This window comes from Cupriavidus sp. 2TAF22 (assembly GCF_052115045.1).
Lineage (GTDB): Bacteria > Pseudomonadota > Gammaproteobacteria > Burkholderiales > Burkholderiaceae > Cupriavidus.
Window position 1 is genome coordinate 152,895 of sequence record NZ_JBFRFX010000021.1, and the last position, 15,862, is coordinate 168,756.

The 15,862-nt window shown below is 67.1% G+C and carries 17 protein-coding genes; 5 read left to right on the plus strand and 12 right to left on the minus strand.

All coding sequences use genetic code 11. The annotated features are described in order from the left end of the window. Positions 1-35: 35 nt before the first annotated feature. The 7 genes from AB4Z48_RS24265 to AB4Z48_RS24295 all read right to left on the minus strand — a co-directional run bounded on the left by AB4Z48_RS24265 (position 36) and on the right by AB4Z48_RS24295 (position 6,681). The gene (locus AB4Z48_RS24265) at positions 36-1,676 is read right to left on the minus strand and encodes a fatty acid--CoA ligase (protein WP_441618648.1); all 1,641 of its coding nucleotides are present in this window, start codon (positions 1,674-1,676) and stop codon (positions 36-38) included. Between the two features lie 72 nt (positions 1,677-1,748). Next, complete coding sequence (locus tag AB4Z48_RS24270) at positions 1,749-2,561, minus strand: alpha/beta fold hydrolase (protein ID WP_441618649.1); 813 nt, start codon at positions 2,559-2,561, stop codon at positions 1,749-1,751. Between the two features lie 14 nt (positions 2,562-2,575). Further along, the gene (locus AB4Z48_RS24275) at positions 2,576-3,490 is read right to left on the minus strand and encodes an alpha/beta hydrolase (protein ID WP_441618651.1); all 915 of its coding nucleotides are present in this window, start codon (positions 3,488-3,490) and stop codon (positions 2,576-2,578) included. Positions 3,491-3,553: 63 nt separating this feature from the next. Next, the gene (locus AB4Z48_RS24280; protein ID WP_441618653.1) at positions 3,554-4,360 is read right to left on the minus strand and encodes an enoyl-CoA hydratase/isomerase family protein; all 807 of its coding nucleotides are present in this window, start codon (positions 4,358-4,360) and stop codon (positions 3,554-3,556) included. A gap of 10 nt (positions 4,361-4,370) precedes the next feature. After that, positions 4,371-4,850: a DUF6841 family protein gene (locus AB4Z48_RS24285; RefSeq protein ID WP_441618654.1), complete on the minus strand. Its 480-nt coding sequence runs from the start codon at positions 4,848-4,850 to the stop codon at positions 4,371-4,373. Positions 4,851-4,886: 36 nt separating this feature from the next. Beyond that, a complete protein-coding gene (locus AB4Z48_RS24290) occupies positions 4,887-5,876 on the minus strand; it encodes a Bug family tripartite tricarboxylate transporter substrate binding protein (RefSeq protein ID WP_441618656.1) in 990 nt (329 codons plus the stop codon). 28 nt (positions 5,877-5,904) lie between these two features. Further along, positions 5,905-6,681, minus strand: a complete 777-nt coding sequence (locus AB4Z48_RS24295; protein ID WP_441618658.1) for an SDR family NAD(P)-dependent oxidoreductase — start codon at positions 6,679-6,681, stop codon at positions 5,905-5,907. 106 nt (positions 6,682-6,787) lie between these two features. On the opposite strand from AB4Z48_RS24295, the gene AB4Z48_RS24300 reads away from it, so the two are divergent. After that, positions 6,788-7,078 carry a hypothetical protein gene (locus AB4Z48_RS24300; protein WP_441618659.1) on the plus strand — a complete coding sequence of 97 codons (291 nt, stop codon included), beginning with the start codon at positions 6,788-6,790 and terminating at the stop codon, positions 7,076-7,078. A 183-nt stretch (positions 7,079-7,261) separates the two neighbouring features. On the opposite strand, the gene AB4Z48_RS24305 is transcribed toward AB4Z48_RS24300, so the two are convergent. The 5 genes from AB4Z48_RS24305 to AB4Z48_RS24325 form a co-directional block, all read right to left on the minus strand. Continuing rightward, complete coding sequence (locus AB4Z48_RS24305; protein WP_441618661.1) at positions 7,262-7,918, minus strand: peroxiredoxin; 657 nt, start codon at positions 7,916-7,918, stop codon at positions 7,262-7,264. A 408-nt stretch (positions 7,919-8,326) separates the two neighbouring features. Beyond that, complete coding sequence (locus tag AB4Z48_RS24310; RefSeq protein ID WP_441618663.1) at positions 8,327-8,677, minus strand: DUF1428 domain-containing protein; 351 nt, start codon at positions 8,675-8,677, stop codon at positions 8,327-8,329. Between the two features lie 198 nt (positions 8,678-8,875). Continuing rightward, positions 8,876-9,436 (minus strand): hypothetical protein, encoded by a 561-nt coding sequence (locus tag AB4Z48_RS24315; protein ID WP_441618665.1) that lies wholly within the window; start codon positions 9,434-9,436, stop codon positions 8,876-8,878. Positions 9,437-9,581: 145 nt separating this feature from the next. Beyond that, a complete protein-coding gene (locus tag AB4Z48_RS24320) occupies positions 9,582-10,736 on the minus strand; it encodes a methyltransferase (protein WP_441618667.1) in 1,155 nt (384 codons plus the stop codon). 107 nt (positions 10,737-10,843) lie between these two features. After that, on the minus strand, positions 10,844-11,785 hold the full coding sequence (locus AB4Z48_RS24325; RefSeq protein ID WP_441618669.1) for a CysB family HTH-type transcriptional regulator: 942 nt from the start codon (positions 11,783-11,785) through the stop codon (positions 10,844-10,846). A 157-nt stretch (positions 11,786-11,942) separates the two neighbouring features. On the opposite strand from AB4Z48_RS24325, the gene AB4Z48_RS24330 reads away from it, so the two are divergent. From AB4Z48_RS24330 to AB4Z48_RS24345, 4 genes are read left to right on the plus strand one after another with little or no spacing between them, the layout of a single operon-like run. After that, on the plus strand, positions 11,943-12,716 hold the full coding sequence (locus AB4Z48_RS24330; RefSeq protein WP_441618671.1) for a sulfite exporter TauE/SafE family protein: 774 nt from the start codon (positions 11,943-11,945) through the stop codon (positions 12,714-12,716). 36 nt (positions 12,717-12,752) lie between these two features. Beyond that, on the plus strand, positions 12,753-14,432 hold the full coding sequence (locus AB4Z48_RS24335; RefSeq protein ID WP_441618673.1) for a nitrite/sulfite reductase: 1,680 nt from the start codon (positions 12,753-12,755) through the stop codon (positions 14,430-14,432). 18 nt (positions 14,433-14,450) lie between these two features. Continuing rightward, positions 14,451-15,035 (plus strand): DUF934 domain-containing protein, encoded by a 585-nt coding sequence (locus AB4Z48_RS24340; RefSeq protein ID WP_441618675.1) that lies wholly within the window; start codon positions 14,451-14,453, stop codon positions 15,033-15,035. Further along, positions 15,032-15,862: a phosphoadenylyl-sulfate reductase gene (locus tag AB4Z48_RS24345; protein ID WP_441618677.1), complete on the plus strand. Its 831-nt coding sequence runs from the start codon at positions 15,032-15,034 to the stop codon at positions 15,860-15,862. The genes AB4Z48_RS24340 and AB4Z48_RS24345 overlap by 4 nt, the downstream gene beginning before the upstream one ends.

Sequence of the window (15,862 nt, forward strand, 5' to 3'; positions counted from 1 at the left end):
CCGCCACGCGCCGGATGCCAGGGCTTGCCATGCCGTCATGCCAGGGCGGCGCGCATGGCCTTCTTGTCATACTTCCCCACGCTGGTTCGCGGCAGGCTGGCAACGAAGAGATATCGCTCCGGCACCGCGTACCGGGAAATCGTGCCGCTGGCCACATACGCGTGCAGATGCGCGCGAATGGCATCGGCGCTCACGCTCTCGTCCGCGGGGGACTTGAGCACGACCAGCGCCATCGGGCGTTCGCCCCATTTCTCGTCGCTCACGCCGATCACCGCCGCTTCGCTGACCGAAGGGTGCTGGCAGATGCAGTCTTCCACCGCGTAGGAGGAGATCCATTCGCCGCCGGTCTTGATGACATCCTTGAGCCGGTCGCTGATGCGCAGGTAGCCGCCGGCGTCGATCGTGCCGATGTCGCCGGTGTGCAGGTAGCCGCCGGTCCACAGCTTGCGCGATGCGTCGTCGTCGCCCAGGTAGCCGGGCGTGAGCCACGGTGCGCGCAAGACGATCTCGCCGGCGGATTCGCCGTCGTGCGGCTGGAAGGCCATCTGCGGATCGGCAAGCCTGAGATCGACCAGCGGCAGCGGCCGGCCGGCGGACAGCCGCGCCGGCAGCCACTCGGCCGGTTCGCCCGCCAGCATGGCTTCGTCGACCTGGGCGCTGGTGATGAACGGGCAGGTCTCGGACATGCCGTAGCCGCAGAAGACGTCGATGCCGCGCGCCAGCGCCGCGCCTGCGAGGCTCTTCGACAAGGCGGCGCCGCCCACGATGATCTTCCAGCCGGCCAGGTCGGATTGCGTCTTCTGCGCCTCTGCCAGCAGCATGTGAAGGATGGTCGGCACGCAGTGCGAGAAGGTCACGCCCTCGCGCTGCTGCAGTTGCAATAGCTGGTCGGCCGAGTAGCGCCCCGGGTAGACCTGCTTCACGCCCATCATGGTGGCGGCGTAGGGCATGCCCCAGGCGTGCACGTGGAACATCGGCGTGATCGGCATGTAGACGTCGCCGCGGTGGAAGCGCCCCTGCTGCGCCGGCATGGCAAACATGGCGACGACCGCCAGCGTGTGCAACACGATCTGGCGGTGCGTGTAGTAGACGCCCTTGGGCAGCCCCGTGGTGCCGCTGGTATAGAAGACGGTGGCACGCGTGTTCTCGCTGAAATCCCGGAACGCGAAGTCCGGCGCGGACGCGGCCAGCAGCGCCTCGTAGGCAGGCGCCTGCGAAGCGGCATGCCCGTCGTCGATCACGACCACATGCTCCACCGACGGGAGCTGGTCGCGCATGCCGAGCACCAGGTCGAGGAAATCATGGTGGACCAGCATCACCTTCGGCGCGGCGTGCGCCAGCGTGTAGCGCACGTGCTCGGGGCTCAGCCGTACGTTCACCGTCTGCAGCACGGCGCCCATCATGGGCACGGCAAAGAAGCATTCCAGGTAGCGATGGCTGTCCCAGTCGAGGATGGCCACTGTGTCGCCGTAGCCGACGCCCAGCGAAGCCAGGCCACTGGCAAGGCGGCCGATGCGCTCGCCCAGCGTGCGGTAGGTGTAGCGCGCGGCGTCCCGGTACACGATCTCCTGCCCGGGCGCGTACGAGAGCGGCGATAGCAGGAGCTGCCTGATCAGCAACTGGTAGTCCGGTGCGTGTGCGGTATCTGCATTGTCCGCTTGGTCCGTGGCCGGCATCGTTGGTCTCCTCGTCATGCTTTTGTCGTTGGTCTCCGGGAGCCTGCACTTGCGTGCAAGGCTGCCCGGTGGTCACTGCGGGCCGATGCGCGCAATGCGGCGTTCGATGATGCGTTCGATAAAGCGCTCGATGAAGCGGGCCAGCCGTGCCGGCTGCTCTACCTGGGGCCAGTGTCCGGCGTCGGCCACATGGTCGATCGTGGCGCTGGCGAAGCGCTTCGCCCCGTCTTCCAGCAAGGCGGCGGTGAAGAACTTGTCATCGGTCGTGATGGTCAGGACAGGGGAGCCGACAGCCGACGCATCGGCACCGGCCGGATGCCCGCCGCTCCAGGCGCGCAGCTGTTCCAGCGCGAACGCGCGGCTGGTCCTGGCGGTGGTGGCGGCGAGCACATCCAGCGCGGCGTCGTCGGGATTGATCGTCAACGCGCGCTTGCCGTCCCTGATCTGCGCCAGGTCGGTCAGGCCGGCGCGGGACTGGAATTTCTCCAGCACCGCCGGGGGAAGCGGGTAGCCGCGCAGCGGCGCGGGCGTGATGAGTACCAGGCCCGAGACACCGCCCGCCACCCCCGCCGCCGCGAGTTCGGCAACCTGGCCGCCCATGCTGTGGCCGATCACCACCACCGGTTGCCCGGCGTGGTGGCCGGACGCGGCGACACCCGCGGCCACCTGCGCCGCATAGGCTGCCAGCAGGGCCTGCGAGCTTGCCGAGGCGTCGCCGCTCGCCGCCAGCCGGACGACAAGGTGGCGCCATCCTGGCAGGTGCAGCGCCGCAAGGAGCGGCTGCCAGGTCTCGGGGCCGTCGAGGTAGCCGTGCACGAAGACCAGCAGGCCCTTGCCGGCGCCGGCTTGCGTCGCCTCCGGATGCGTCATTGCAGTGGGATCCATGGGCGCTCCGGACATCATCGTTGCGACAAGTGCTCGGCAAACCAGTCGCGCGCGGCGGTGCTGGAGTGCTCGAACTCGCCCTGGTAGGCGTCGAAGTGACCGCCCTTGATCATCTTGAGCCGCTTGGGTTCCAGCGCGCGTTCGTAGCCGGCGAGCGCGAGGTCCGTCGGCGTGATCACGTCGTTGTCGGCCACCACCATCAGCAGCGGCTTGGGCGCGATGCGGGAGATCCAGTGCCAGGGCTCGTACATCTGCGCCATGCGGGTGGAGCGGATGGTGACGTACTCGCTGTCTTCCACGCCGTCGGGCGTGTGGAATGCATCGTGGAAATCGATCATGTCCTGCGAGCGATAAGCCGCGCGCACGGACATATCGGTGCTGACCACCCGCTGCCGCATGGGCGGCTCGCCGCGCAGCTGCGCGCGGTCGTCGTCGTTGAACAGCGCCTGCTGCGCCGGCCGTATCTCGGCGGACACGCGCCGCAGGCTCTGTTCGTAGCCGCTCATCAGCGGCACCTGTGCCACGACCGTGCGGATGCGCGAATCGGTGGCGCCCAGGACGATGGCATGGCCGCCCGCGTAGCTGGTCCCCCACACGCCGATCCGCGATGTGTCGACGCCAGGCAAGGATTCCAGGTACGAGACGACGCGCCGCCAGTCCGCGATCTGTTGCCACGGATCGATATCGCCGCGCACGGCGCCGCCGCTGAGCGCGAAGTTGCGGTGGTCGTGCACGATGACGATGAATCCCGCCGCGGCGAAGCGCTCGGCGTACTGTTGCAGGCCGCGGTACTTGATGCCCGAGAAGCCGTGGGCCATCGTGATCGCGGGGAACGGGCCGGTGCCCGCGACGGGGCGGAATACCCAGGCGTGGAGATTGACGTCGTCCCCGACCGGGACATAGTGTTCTTCGGGTTGCATGGTGTGCATGGCTTGGACCGGGGGAAGGCTAGGGAAACCTAGGGAAGGCTGTGGAAGGCTGGGGAGGGCGCTCTACTGCCCGCTGAATTCGATGGCGGGGCGCGCGGCACCCGACTCGAAGGCCTGGGTGGCCGACGCCACGCCGCGCCGCACGTCGTCCGTCGTCAACAGCACCGAGACGTGTTCGATCATGGCTTCGTCCGCCGCGCGCACGCCACCGGCCGACCACGCGGCGAGGATCGCCTTGGTGACGGCGTGCGCGCGGGTGGGGCCGGCGGCCAGCTTCGCCGCGCAGTCGAAGGCGGCATCGCTCAGTTCCGCGTCCGGCACGACCCTGGCCACGATGTTCATGGCCTTGGCCTCGCCCGCGCCGATTTCCTCGGACAGGATCACCAGCCGGCTGGCCACCGCGCGGCCGGCGCGCTCGGCGATGCGCTGCACGCCGCCGGCCAGCGGCGCCACGCCCAGCGTGGCTTCGGAGAAGCGGAAGCGCGCGGATTCGGCGGCGATGATGATGTCCGTATGCAGGGCGAGTTCGAAGCCGCCACCGAACGCGCGGCCGTGCACCTGCGTCACCGTCGGGATCGAGAGCGACTCGATCATGTTCAGCACGCCGTTGGAGAAGCCAAAGCGCTCGCGCCGCTCGGCGTGGGTCTTCAGGTCGGGCCATTCGCGGAAATCGCCGCCCTGGCAGAAGTCGTCGCCGTTGCCCCGGAACAGGATGCAGCGGGCGCCTTCGCGCACGCCGCGGCGCACCGCCTGGTCGAGCTGCGTGAACAGGGGCCGCGTCAGGCGGTTCTGCGGCGCGCGGTTGAGCGTCACGATGGCGACGTTCTGCTTCAGTTCGTAGAGAACGATGTCGGATGGTTGCGATGTCATGTCGTGTTCCTTAAGCGGTTTCCCAGATGTCGTCCAGCGCGTCGCGGTCGGTCAGCAGGCTGGCGAGCGCGAGGATGCGCCACCCCTGCGCGGTGCGATGGATCTCGAAATGGACGGCACGCCGCTCGATCTCCGATTCGTCCGCGCGGCGGCGGGACCAGATCACGTCGATGGAGCCTGCGTTGCTGTTGTAGCCGACCACCTTGCGGTCGAGGATCGTCGTGTGGGTATAGTGCTGCGCCTGCAGCGGGTCCTGGTTGGCCCGCAGCAGCCTGATGACGTCGTCGCCGGTCATCAGGCAAGTGGTCATGTTGACGGAGGCCGCATGCAGCGGGTATCCCCAGTAATCGAGGATGCCGTCGACGCTGTCGGAGGGGTTCGCACCCATGCCGATCCAGGCGGGCAGGTAGATGTCGAAGAACCACTCGCTGATTTCCTGTGCCGCGGTTTGCGCGGGAACGGTCTGCGCGATGCGCTGTGCTGTCGTCATGGCTGTCTCGTGTCTGGTCATGGTCATGCGGCGGGATCAGTCGAGCGTTGCGCCGGATTGCTTCACGAGGCCCTTCCACAGCGGAAGCTCGCGCTGGTACGTGGCGGCGAAATCCGCGGGACCGAGGTAGCTGGGCGCCCATCCAAGATCCTTGATGCGCTGCTGCACATCGGGCAGGCTGAGCGCGGCCCGGACTTCGTCGGAGATACGCTGGACGACCGCCTTCGGCGTGGCCGCTGGCGCGGACAGCCCGATCCACCCCACCGCGCGGAAGATCTGGTCGTCGAAGCCGGCCTCGACCAGGGTCGGGATCTTCGGCAGCGAACCGATGCGCGTGGTGCCCGTGACGCCGATCGCCTTCACGCGGCCGGCCGAGATGAATTGCCCCGCCTGCACGGTGGTCGCGAAGGACATCGGCAAGTTGCCGCCGACCAGGTCCTGCAGCATCGGCACTTCGCCGCGATACGCCACGTGCGTCATGTCGGCGCCGACGATCTCGCTCAGATGGCTGGCCGTCAGGTGCGCCACTGTGCCGATGCCCCATGAGCCGTACGACAGCTTGCCCTTGTTCGCCGTCAGGTATTTGCGCAGCTCCGCGCCATTGCTGGCCGGCACGTTGGCATTCACCAGCAGCACGAGGGGCGAGTCCGCGACCTTGGCGACCAGGACCAGGTCCTTCTGCGAGTCGTAGGGCAGCTTCTTGAACAGGTACTGGTTGATCATCAGCTGCGAGCTCAGCGCGAGCGAGAGCGTGTAGCCATCGCCGGGCGACTTGGCGACCGCATCCACGCCGATCGTTCCCGAGCCGCCCGAGCGGTTGTCGACGATGACCGGCTGGCCAAGGCGCGGCGACATCTTCTCGGCCAGCGTGCGCGCGACGATGTCCGCGGCGCCGCCGGCGGCGAATGGCACGATGATCCGGATCGGCTTCTGCGGATAGGTCTGCGCTTGCGCGGGGCACAGCGCGCCGGCGAGCGCGAGTGCCGCCGCGCCGGCGGCGCCCCTGAGGAATTGCGTACGGTGCATGGCTTGTCTCCTTTGTTTTTTTATGGGGTCACATCCAGCTGAGCGTCTGGCCGCCGTCGACCGGGATGACGGCACCGGTGATGTAGCGGCTCGCATCCGACGCCAGCAGCAAGGTGATGCCGTCGAGGTCGTCCATCTCGCCGAAGCGCCGCATGGGAATGCGCTTGCCGATGGCTTCCTCGAAGCCGTGTTCCTGGAACTTGCCGTGCATGTCGGTGCGGAAATTGCCGGGCGCGAGCGCATTGACCCGGACCCCGCGGCTACCGAGTTCGAGCGCCATGATGTGCGTGAGGTGGACCAGCCCGGCCTTGGAGGCACCATAGCTGGCGAGCTGGCCGCTGGCGCGCAGCCCGGCCGAGGAGGTCACGTTGATGATGGAGCCGGTCTTGCGGGCGGCCATCGAGCGGGCAGCTTCCTGCGCCACGAGGAAGGCGCCCTTCAGGTTCGTATCGAAGATGCGCGCCACCTCGGCGGGGTCCTGGTCGACAAAGCGCTCGATGTAGATGATCCCGGCGTTGTTGAAGAGGATGTCGATGGGCTGTCCGAGCGCCGCCTGCGCTTCGGCCCATGCCGGCGCGATGGTCTCGGGCACGGTGACATCCAGGTTCACCGCGCAGCTTCGATGGCCCTGCCCGGCGAGCGCCTTCACGGCGTCCTGCAGCCGGTCGGCACGCCGTGCCCCCAAGGCGACGGCGGCGCCCGCCGCGGCGAGCACCTGGGCGACATGCAGCCCGATGCCGCTCGAAGCCCCGGCGACAAATGCTGCCTTCCCGCTCAGATCGAACATGACTGGTACGTTGTTCATTTCCACACCTCGATTCGAATAGTCCGGCACCAACGGTGGCGCCGTGTCTCCTGTCGCCCCGCCGGAACAGGCACGGCAGCGAGCGCTTCGCCGGAACCTGGCCTGCGTGCCAAATCCAGAGCAACTGCGGAACAATGTACTGCACAGCAGTTTTCATATCAAGAAAAAGACTGTGTTTGCGGAACAAAGTTTAAAAGCGTTTCGCTATGCAGTTCAAATTGAGTTAAGAGTGATGATAATGCCGCTTTTATGGGCAATGTCCGCCGATCCGGTGGCGGGCAGGCGGACAGGAGGGGGCGTGATCTGTTTTCTTGCGGCGCGGGCGTGGCGCGTGCCCGTCCGCACGGCGGCGGGGGCCCGGGAGACGTCAGGAGATATCCGGGCTAGTGCGGCCTGATGCGGGCTGGCGTGGGGTTGTGCGGGGGGAGTGCGCGTGGCGAGTGCGCGGGATGGTGCGGAAGGTGGTGCGGAAGGTGGTGCGGAAGGTAGGGCGGAGAGTAGCGCGGGGGCGTACGGAAACCGGCGCCATGGCGCGCGGGATGTCCCATCCCACGCGCCATGGCCGGCCAGGGGGTATGGCTTACCTGGGCTGCTCGACCACCCTCAGATAGGGCTTGAGCGTCTTGAACCCTTGCGGGTACTTCTTCTTGGCGTCTTCGTCCGACACCGAGGTGGGGATGATGACGTCCTCGCCCGGCTTCCAGTTCACCGGCGTGGCCACCGTGTGCTTGGCGTTGAGCTGGACCGAATCCAGCAGCCGCATGACCTCGTCGAAGTTGCGCCCGGAGCTCATCGGGTAGATCAGCATCGCCTTGACCTTCTTGTCCGGGCCGATGATGAAGACCGAGCGCACGGTGGCATTGTCCACCGCGGTGCGCGGCGCGGCGCCGCTGGCATTCGGGTGGATCATGTCGTACAGCTTGGCCACGTTGAGGTCGGCGTCGCCGATGACGGGATAGTTGAGCGCGTGCCCCTGGGTTTCTTCGATGTCCTTGGCCCAGGCGTGGTGATCGCTGACAGGATCCACGCTCAGGCCGACGACCTTGGTGTTGCGCTTGTCGAACTCGGGTTTCAGCTTTGCGAGGTAGCCCAGTTCGGTGGTGCAGACAGGGGTGAAGTCCTTCGGGTGGGAGAAGAGGATGGCCCAACCGTCACCAATCCACTCGTGAAAAGTGAGTTTCCCTTCGGTGGTGTCCGCGGTGAAATCGGGCGCCACGTCACCAATGCGAATCGACATGCTGAGCCTCCGTATCTTTGGGTTTGGGGAATCCGCCAGGCCGTCATGGCCAGGTGAGCGCAGTGCAGATGAAATTCATGGCGGAACCTGCACGGGAAATATATGCGTTCCGGAGCGATCCACAAAGGGTTCGCTGTGGCCCATGCGATATTGGCCGGTCTGGCTGGGGGCGCGCGGGGCGGGGGCGCGCGGCCTTGCCGCATGCCGTTGTTTCAAGATTGGAACAGCAAGGGGGGAGGGCCTGCGGGCTGGCATGGGTCGCGGCCGGTGCGTGAGCGGATGTGATGGGGGCTTTGCAATCGCCGGCGCGGTGGCGCCGGCTTTCCTGTCGGGCGCGTGGCGAGCGCGTCGCGCCTGCGGCGCCGGTCGCAGGCGAGGCCGCCTGCCGGCGGCATCGGCTTCCCTGCCTCAGGCGTCCACCAGCACCTCGAAGCCGCCAAAGATCATCCGCTTGCCATCGAACGGCATCTCGCCCTGCATCTTCAGGCGCGGGTCTTCCATGGCGGCTTTCATGCCGGCGTCGCGGGTCTTGCGGTCGGGCCACGTGATCCAGGAGAAGACGACGGCTTCGTCGTCCTTGCGCTGGACGGCCATGCTGAACGAAGTGACCTTCCCTTCGGGCACGTCGTCGCCCCAGCATTCGACCAGGGACAGCGCGCCGTTTTCCTTGAAGACCACGCCGGCCGCCTGGGCCATCTTCTTGTAGGTCTCGCGGTTGGCGATGGGGACGGGAACGACAAATCCATCGATGTATGCCATGTCTGATCTCCTTTGGTCGTCGAAAAGGGGGGCGGGCGCGTTGCGCGCCGCTACCAGGACGACGATTCAGTCTGGCCGGGATCGACGGCGGTCGCGGGATTTTTTTTGGGCGCGCGGCCTCGGGTGGCGCGAACGGCATGTTGCGTTTTCCAGGCTTGCGCTCATGGGCCGTGACAGGCACGCCACTGCGCGAGCCGCTTAGCCAAGCGGCAGCAGGTCGCGGAACGAATTCTCGATATGCGTGACCAGGGAAGGGCTGGCCATGCCGCCCAGCACCTGCCGGAAGTCTTCGAATGCCTGCTCGACGGCGGCGCGATCCGTGGCTTCGACAAGCCGGGTGCGGATGGGATGGTCCATGGTGCCGAAGCTGCGCGCCATGACGTCCATCAGGTACATCCGCGCCGCCGCAAGCGAGCGCTTTGCGCCGGCTTCGGCGGGAGGCGCGGCGGGCGATGGCGCGGGCTCTTGCATTGGCGCTTGTACCGGCGCTTGCTCTGGCGCTTGCTCTGGCGCCGGCGCCCCTCGTGCCGCGCCGGCGACCGCGGCCGCGACCTGGATCAGGCCGCCTTCGAGCAGTTGCGTGACGGCGCTGGCTTCGAGCCCGAGCTGCGCGGCCCGGCTGACCATGTCGGCCATGCTGGTGCGGCCATCGACCATGATCAGCAGCGCGCGGCTGCGCCGGTCGAGCGGCCCGCTTCGTTGTCCGATCGCTTCGCGACCTGCCTGCGTTTTTTCCAGCAGCCCAACCAGACCTTGCATGGCTCGTCCTCCCCGGGGTCGGGCCGAGCCTAGTGCGGCCAGGTTACAGCAGCATGACAGCACGGCGGCATGCGCCGCGTGCCTCGCCGCCGGCCGGCCGCACGAGGGAGCGTGACTTCCGGGGGCGTGGCAGGTCAGCCGGCGCTCAGCGCGTGCCCAGGCGCCACAAGGAGGTCACCTCGGCCGCGCGTGCCGTATGCAGCGCATCTGCCTGGTCGGTGGTCTTCGGGTGGCGCGGCTTGACTTCCAGGCGGCCCAGCATCTTCAGCCCGGCCTCATCGATCCAGCCCAGCAGCGTTTCGCGCGTGCGCAGGCCCAGGTGCTCGGCCAGGTCGGAAAGCAGCAGCCAGCCTTCGCCGCCGGGTTCGAGGTGGTCGGCCAGGCCGGCCAGGAAGCCCTTGAGCATCTGGCTGTCCGGGTCGTACACGGCATGTTCGATCGGCGAGTTGGCGCGCGCCGGGACCCAGGGCGGGTTGCAGACCACCAGCGGGGCGCGCCCTTCGGGGAAGAGGTCGGCCTTGACGATCTCCACCTGGCGGTCCAGGCGCAGGCGCTGGATGTTCTCGCTGGCGCAGGCCAGGGCGCGCGGGTCCTGGTCGGTGGCAATCACGCGCTTGACGCCGCGCTGGGCCAGCAGGGCGGCCAGCACGCCGGTGCCGGTGCCGATGTCGAAGGCGAGTTCGGTGGCCTTGGCCGGGAGCTGGGCCTTGGCGACCAGGTCGATGTACTCGCCGCGCACCGGGGAGAACACGCCGTAGTAGGGGTAGATGCGCTCGCCCAGGGCGGGGATCTCTACGCCCTTCTTGCGCCATTCGTGCGCGCCGATCAGGCCGAGCAGTTCGCGCATGGTGGCCACGTAGGGGGCATCGACCTCGCCGTGGGCTTCGCGGCAGGCCTCGGTCACGTCGGGTGCGCGGCGCAGGGGCACGCTGTGGTCGGCCTCGAAGGGCAGCAGCAGCATGCCGAGCGTGCGGGCGCGCTGCGACTGGGCCTGGCGGTGCAGGTGGAAGGCCTCGGTGGGGGTGGGCTTGGCCTGGGCTTTGGCGTTCCGGTGCGCCTTCTTGGGCTTGTCGGCGCGGCGGGCCAGGGCTTGCAGCAACTGGCGCGCGTTCTGGAAGTCGCCGCGCCAGAGCAGGCCGGTGCCCTCGCAGGCCAGGCGGTAGGCGGTGTCGGCGGAGGTGGTGTCGTCGGCGATGACCACGCGCTTGGGCGGGGGCATATTGGATTCGGAGCGCCAGTTGGCACTGCGTTCTTCGCCGTCTTCGGTCCAGTGGATCTTGCTTTGTTCTTGGTTCGTCATATTGGTTTCAGGCCAGTTCAGTGGGCCGGCTCCGCATGGCGGGCGGGCAGGGCGCGCCAGGCCGGGGCGCGCCGTCGGCATCGGACAGGCCGATGCCTTGTAAAAAATCAGAGTTCGTAGGCTTCGTGGTCGCCGGACATGGCCTGTTCCACCAGCTTGCGGTTCAGCGTGGGGGAGAACAGTTCAATAAAGGTATACACAAAGCTGCGCAGGTAGGCACCCTGCTTGACTGCCAGATGCGTCACATTGGTGCCGAACAGATGGCCGGCGGGGATGCCGCGCAGGTTGCGGTCGCGCTCGGCATCGTAGGCCAGCCCGGCCACGATGCCCACGCCCAGGCCGATCTCGACATAGGTCTTGATGACGTCGGCGTCGATGGCTTCGAGCACGATGTCCGGCTGCAGGTGGCGCAGCTCGAAGGCCTTGTTGATCTTGGGGCGGCCGGCGAAGTTGAGGTCGTAGGTGATGATGGGGTAGRCCATCAGGTCTTCCAGCGCCAGGTGCTTCTTTTCCAGCAACGGATGGTCAGGTGGCGTCACCACCACATGTTGCCATTGGTGACCGGGCAGCGAGACCAGGTTCTTGTCCTCGGAGATCCCCTCGGTGGCGATGCCGATGTCGGCCTGGTCGTGCAGCACCATGTCGGCAATCTGGCTGGGATTGCCCTGTTGTATGGAAAGGCGCACTTTCGGGTAGCGCTTGGTAAACTCGGCGATCACCCGCGGCAGGGCGTAGCGCGCCTGGGTATGGGTGGTGGCGATGGTGAAGTTGCCCTGGTCCTGCGCGGCGTAGTCCTTGCCCACCCGCTTGAGGCTCTCCACCTCCTGCAGGATCTTCTCCACTGACTCCAGGATGCGGCGGCCGGGCTCCGTCAGGCTGCGGATGCGCTTGCCGTGGCGGGTAAAGATATCCACCCCGAGTTCTTCCTCGAGCTCGATGATGGCCTTGGAAACACCTGGTTGTGATGTGTAGAGCGCTTTTGCGGCTTCGGTCAGGTTGTAGTTCTGACGTACTGCCTCACGCACAAAGCGGAACTGGTGCAGATTCATATAACTGGGTTCGTATAAACAAACAACTTCTTATTAGTTTGAGATATGAGGCCAGTTTATTACGATTCTCGAACTTTGTTAATGAACGGTCGGATTCTCCGCGCGTGGGCCTGCTTCCTGGCTCCCCCCGGAATACCGGCCGGCACGTGAGTCCTCCATGTCCCTTGCCTATACCGTTTCCGGTCTGCTAGTAGGCGTCCTCGTCGGTCTGACGGGCGTGGGCGGGGGCTCGCTCATGACGCCGCTGCTGACGCTGCTGTTCGGCTTCTCGCCGGCCACGGCGGTCGGTACCGACCTGGCCTTCGCCGCCATCACCAAGGGGTTCGGCACGCTGGCGCATCGCGCCCACGGCCACGTGCAGTGGCAGGTGGTGCGCCGCCTGTGCATCGGCAGCCTGCCGGCCGCGGTGGCGGCCATCCTGGTGCTCAAGAGCGCCGGCGAACTCGACGCGCAGTGGCTGCACGCGATCCGCCTGACGATCGGCGTGTCGGTGATCCTGACGGTGCTGTCGCTGCTGTTCCGCAAGCAGATGCTGGGCTGGCTGGCCCGCAACCCGCGCTTCCAGCTCGAAGGCCGCGCCCAGGCCATCGCCACCGTGCTGGTGGGCGCCGTGATCGGCGTGCTGGTGACGGTGTCCTCGATCGGCGCCGGCGCCGTGGGCGCCACGCTGATCCTGCTGCTCTACCCCAAGATGAAGCCGGCCGAAGTGGCGGGCACCGATATCGCCTACGCCGTGCCGCTGACGGCGCTGGCCGGGCTGGGCCATGTGTGGCTCGGCACCGTGAACTGGACCCTCTTGCTGTCGCTGCTGGTGGGCTCGATCCCCGGCATCTGGCTGGGCGCGCAATTGTCGCGGGCGCTGCCCGAACGGCTGGTGCGCGCCGCGCTGGCAACCACGCTGACGCTGGTCGCCATCAAGCTCGTCTCCTGAATTCAACGCATACCGAATACTGAACGGACCCACACCATGTATCAGTACGACCAATACGACCAGCGCATCGTCAACGAACGCGTCGCCCAGTTCCGTGACCAGGTGCGCCGCCGCCTGTCCGACGAACTGACCGAGGAAGAATTCCTGCCGCTGCGCCTGCAGAACGGCCTGTACATGCAGCGCCATGCCTACATGCTGCGCGTGGCGATTCCGTACGGCCTGCTGTCGAGCAAGCAGATGCGCATGCTGGGCCATATCGCGCGGACCTATGACCGCGGCTACGGCCACTTCTCCACCCGCCAGAACATCCAGTACAACTGGATGGAGCTCGAGCGCGTGCCCGACGTGCTGGCCGACCTGGCCAGCGTGGAAATGCACGGCATCCAGACTTCCGGCAACTGCGTGCGCAATATCACCACCGACCACTTCGCCGGCGTGGCGCCGGACGAATCGGTGGACCCGCGCGTGCTGGCCGAGCTGCTGCGCCAGTGGAGCACGTTCCAGCCGGAATTCGCCTTCCTGCCGCGCAAGTTCAAGATCGCCATCTCGGCTTCGGCCGACGACCGCGCCGTGGTGCAGATGCACGATATCGGCATCTACGCCTACCGCAATGCCGAAGGACAGACGCGCCTGCGCATCCTGGCCGGCGGCGGCCTGGGCCGCACCCCGATCCTGGGTTCGGTGATCAAGGAAGACCTGCCCTGGCAGCACCTGCTGTCGTACGTGGAATCGGCCATTCGCGTGTACAACCGCTATGGCCGCCGCGACAACAAGTACAAGGCGCGCATCAAGATCCTGGTGAAGGCCATCGGCGCGGAGAAGTTCGCGCAGGAAGTCGAGGAAGAATGGCAGCACAGCAAGGATGGTCCCGCCACCATCACGCAGGCCGAGTTCGACCGCGTGGCGCAGTACTTCGCGCCGCCCGCCTATGACAAGCTGGCCGACACCGATGCTTCGTACGAGAAGCACCTGCTGGAAGACAAGGCCTTCGCCCGCTGGGTGAGYCGCAGCGTGCATGCGCACAAGGTGCCGGGCTACGCCGCGGTGACCCTGTCGACCAAGCCGGGCCCGGTGTCCCCCCCGGGAGACGCCACCGATGCGCAGATCGACCTGGTGGCCGATCTGGCCGACCGTTACGGCTACGGCGAACTGCGCGTGGCGCACGAGCAGAACCTGGTGCTGCCGGACGTGCGCAAGCGCGACCTGTTCGCGCTCTGGCAGGAAGCCAGGAAGGCTGGCCTGGCCACCGCCAACATCGGCCTGCTGACCGACATCATCGCCTGCCCGGGCGGGGATTTCTGCTCGCTGGCCAACGCCAAGTCGATCCCCATCGCGCTGGCCATCCAGGAGCGCTTCGACGACCTGGACTACGTGCACGACCTGGGCGAAGTCACGCTGAACATCTCGGGCTGCATCAACGCCTGCGGCCACCACCACGTTGGCAATATCGGCGTGCTCGGCGTGGATAAGGACGGCGAGGAGTGGTACCAGGTGACCCTCGGCGGCGCGCAAGGCAACAAGAGCGCCATCGGCAAGGTGATCGGCCCGTCGTTCAAGGCCGAGGAAATGCCCGACGTGGTGTCGCGCATCATCGACACCTTCGTGGCCAACCGCCATGAGGACGAACGCTTTATCGACGTGCTGGGCCGCATCGGCATCGCACCGTTCAAGGAACGGGTGTACGCCGACAAGCAGCGCGAACGCGCCGAAGCCTGAGCACCGGAGAAACAAGACATGGCAAAGATCATTCAACTGCAACGCGGCGAGCAAGGCGCCAACCCCACGCCGGTCATCATCGACGATGCCTGGACCGTGCTGCGCGGCGCCGAGGGCCAGCCCGTGACCGACGAGCAGGTCGCTGCCGCCGCCCAGGGCAAGGACGCGGTGCTGTTCCCGCTGACCGCCTGGCTGGCGCACAAGGACGGCGTGCTGGCCGGCCGCGCGGCCGGCATCACCGGCGTCTGGCTGGCGCCCGAAGACGAGCCGGCCGATGCGCAGGCAGCCTTCGACAACGTGTCCGTGGTGGCGGTGGACTTCCCCGTGTTCCGCGATGGCCGTGGCTTCTCCACCGCCTACCTGCTGCGCACGCGCTACCACTGGGCCGGCCAGCTGCGCGCCATCGGCGACGTGCTGCGCGACCAGCTCAACTTCATGAAGCGCTGCGGCTTCGATACCTTCGCCGTGCGCGCCGACAAGAACATCGAGGACGCCATCAAGGGCTTCACGGAATTCACCGTGGCGTACCAGGCATCGGTGGACGAGCCGCTGCCGCTGTTCCGTCGCAACCGTGCCGAAGCGCTGGGCAGGGAAACGGCATGAGCGAGATCTCCATTGCCAGCGTGCCGGTGACCGTGCTGTCGCCGCTCGCCGCCGCGCCCGACGCGCCGGTCTCCGGACTGCGCCCGCCGGCGCTGTGGACGGCGCCGGAATACACCGGCAGCGTGGCCGATCTCGAGGCCAAGGAACGCGAGCTGGGCCTGCGCCTGGCCGGCATTGCCGGGCGTTTCTTCCGCGCGCGCTTTGCCTCCAGCCTGGCTGCCGAGGACATGGTGGTGACCGACGCGATCCTGCGCGGCTCCGAAGCCGTGCGCGCCGGCATCCGCGTGTTCACGCTGCAGACCGGCCGCCTGCACGCCGAGACGCTGGCGGTGCTGGATGCGGTCAAGGCGCACTATGGCTACGACATCGAACAGTTCACGCCGGACCCCGAGGCCATTGCGAACTACCTGAAGAACCACGGGCTGAACGCTTTCTACGACAGCGTGGACCTGCGCAAGAGCTGCTGCGGCATCCGCAAGGTGGAGCCGCTGAACCGAGCGCTGTCCCATGCCGATGCCTGGCTCACGGGCCAGCGCCGCGAACAGGCGGCGACGCGCTCGGAGCTGCCCTTCGAGGAAACCGACGAAGCACGCGGCATCCCCAAGTTCAACCCGCTGGCCGACTGGTCCGAAGCCGAGGTGTGGGCTTACCTGAAGCGCCACGACGTGCCGGTCAACGCGCTGCATGCCAAGGGCTACCCCAGCATCGGCTGCGAGCCTTGTACGCGTGCGGTGCGCGCTGGCGAGGACGTGCGTGCGGGACGGTGGTGGTGGGAGAGCAAGGACTCGAAAGAGTGCGGGCTTCACGAACAGAACATCAAGCATTGA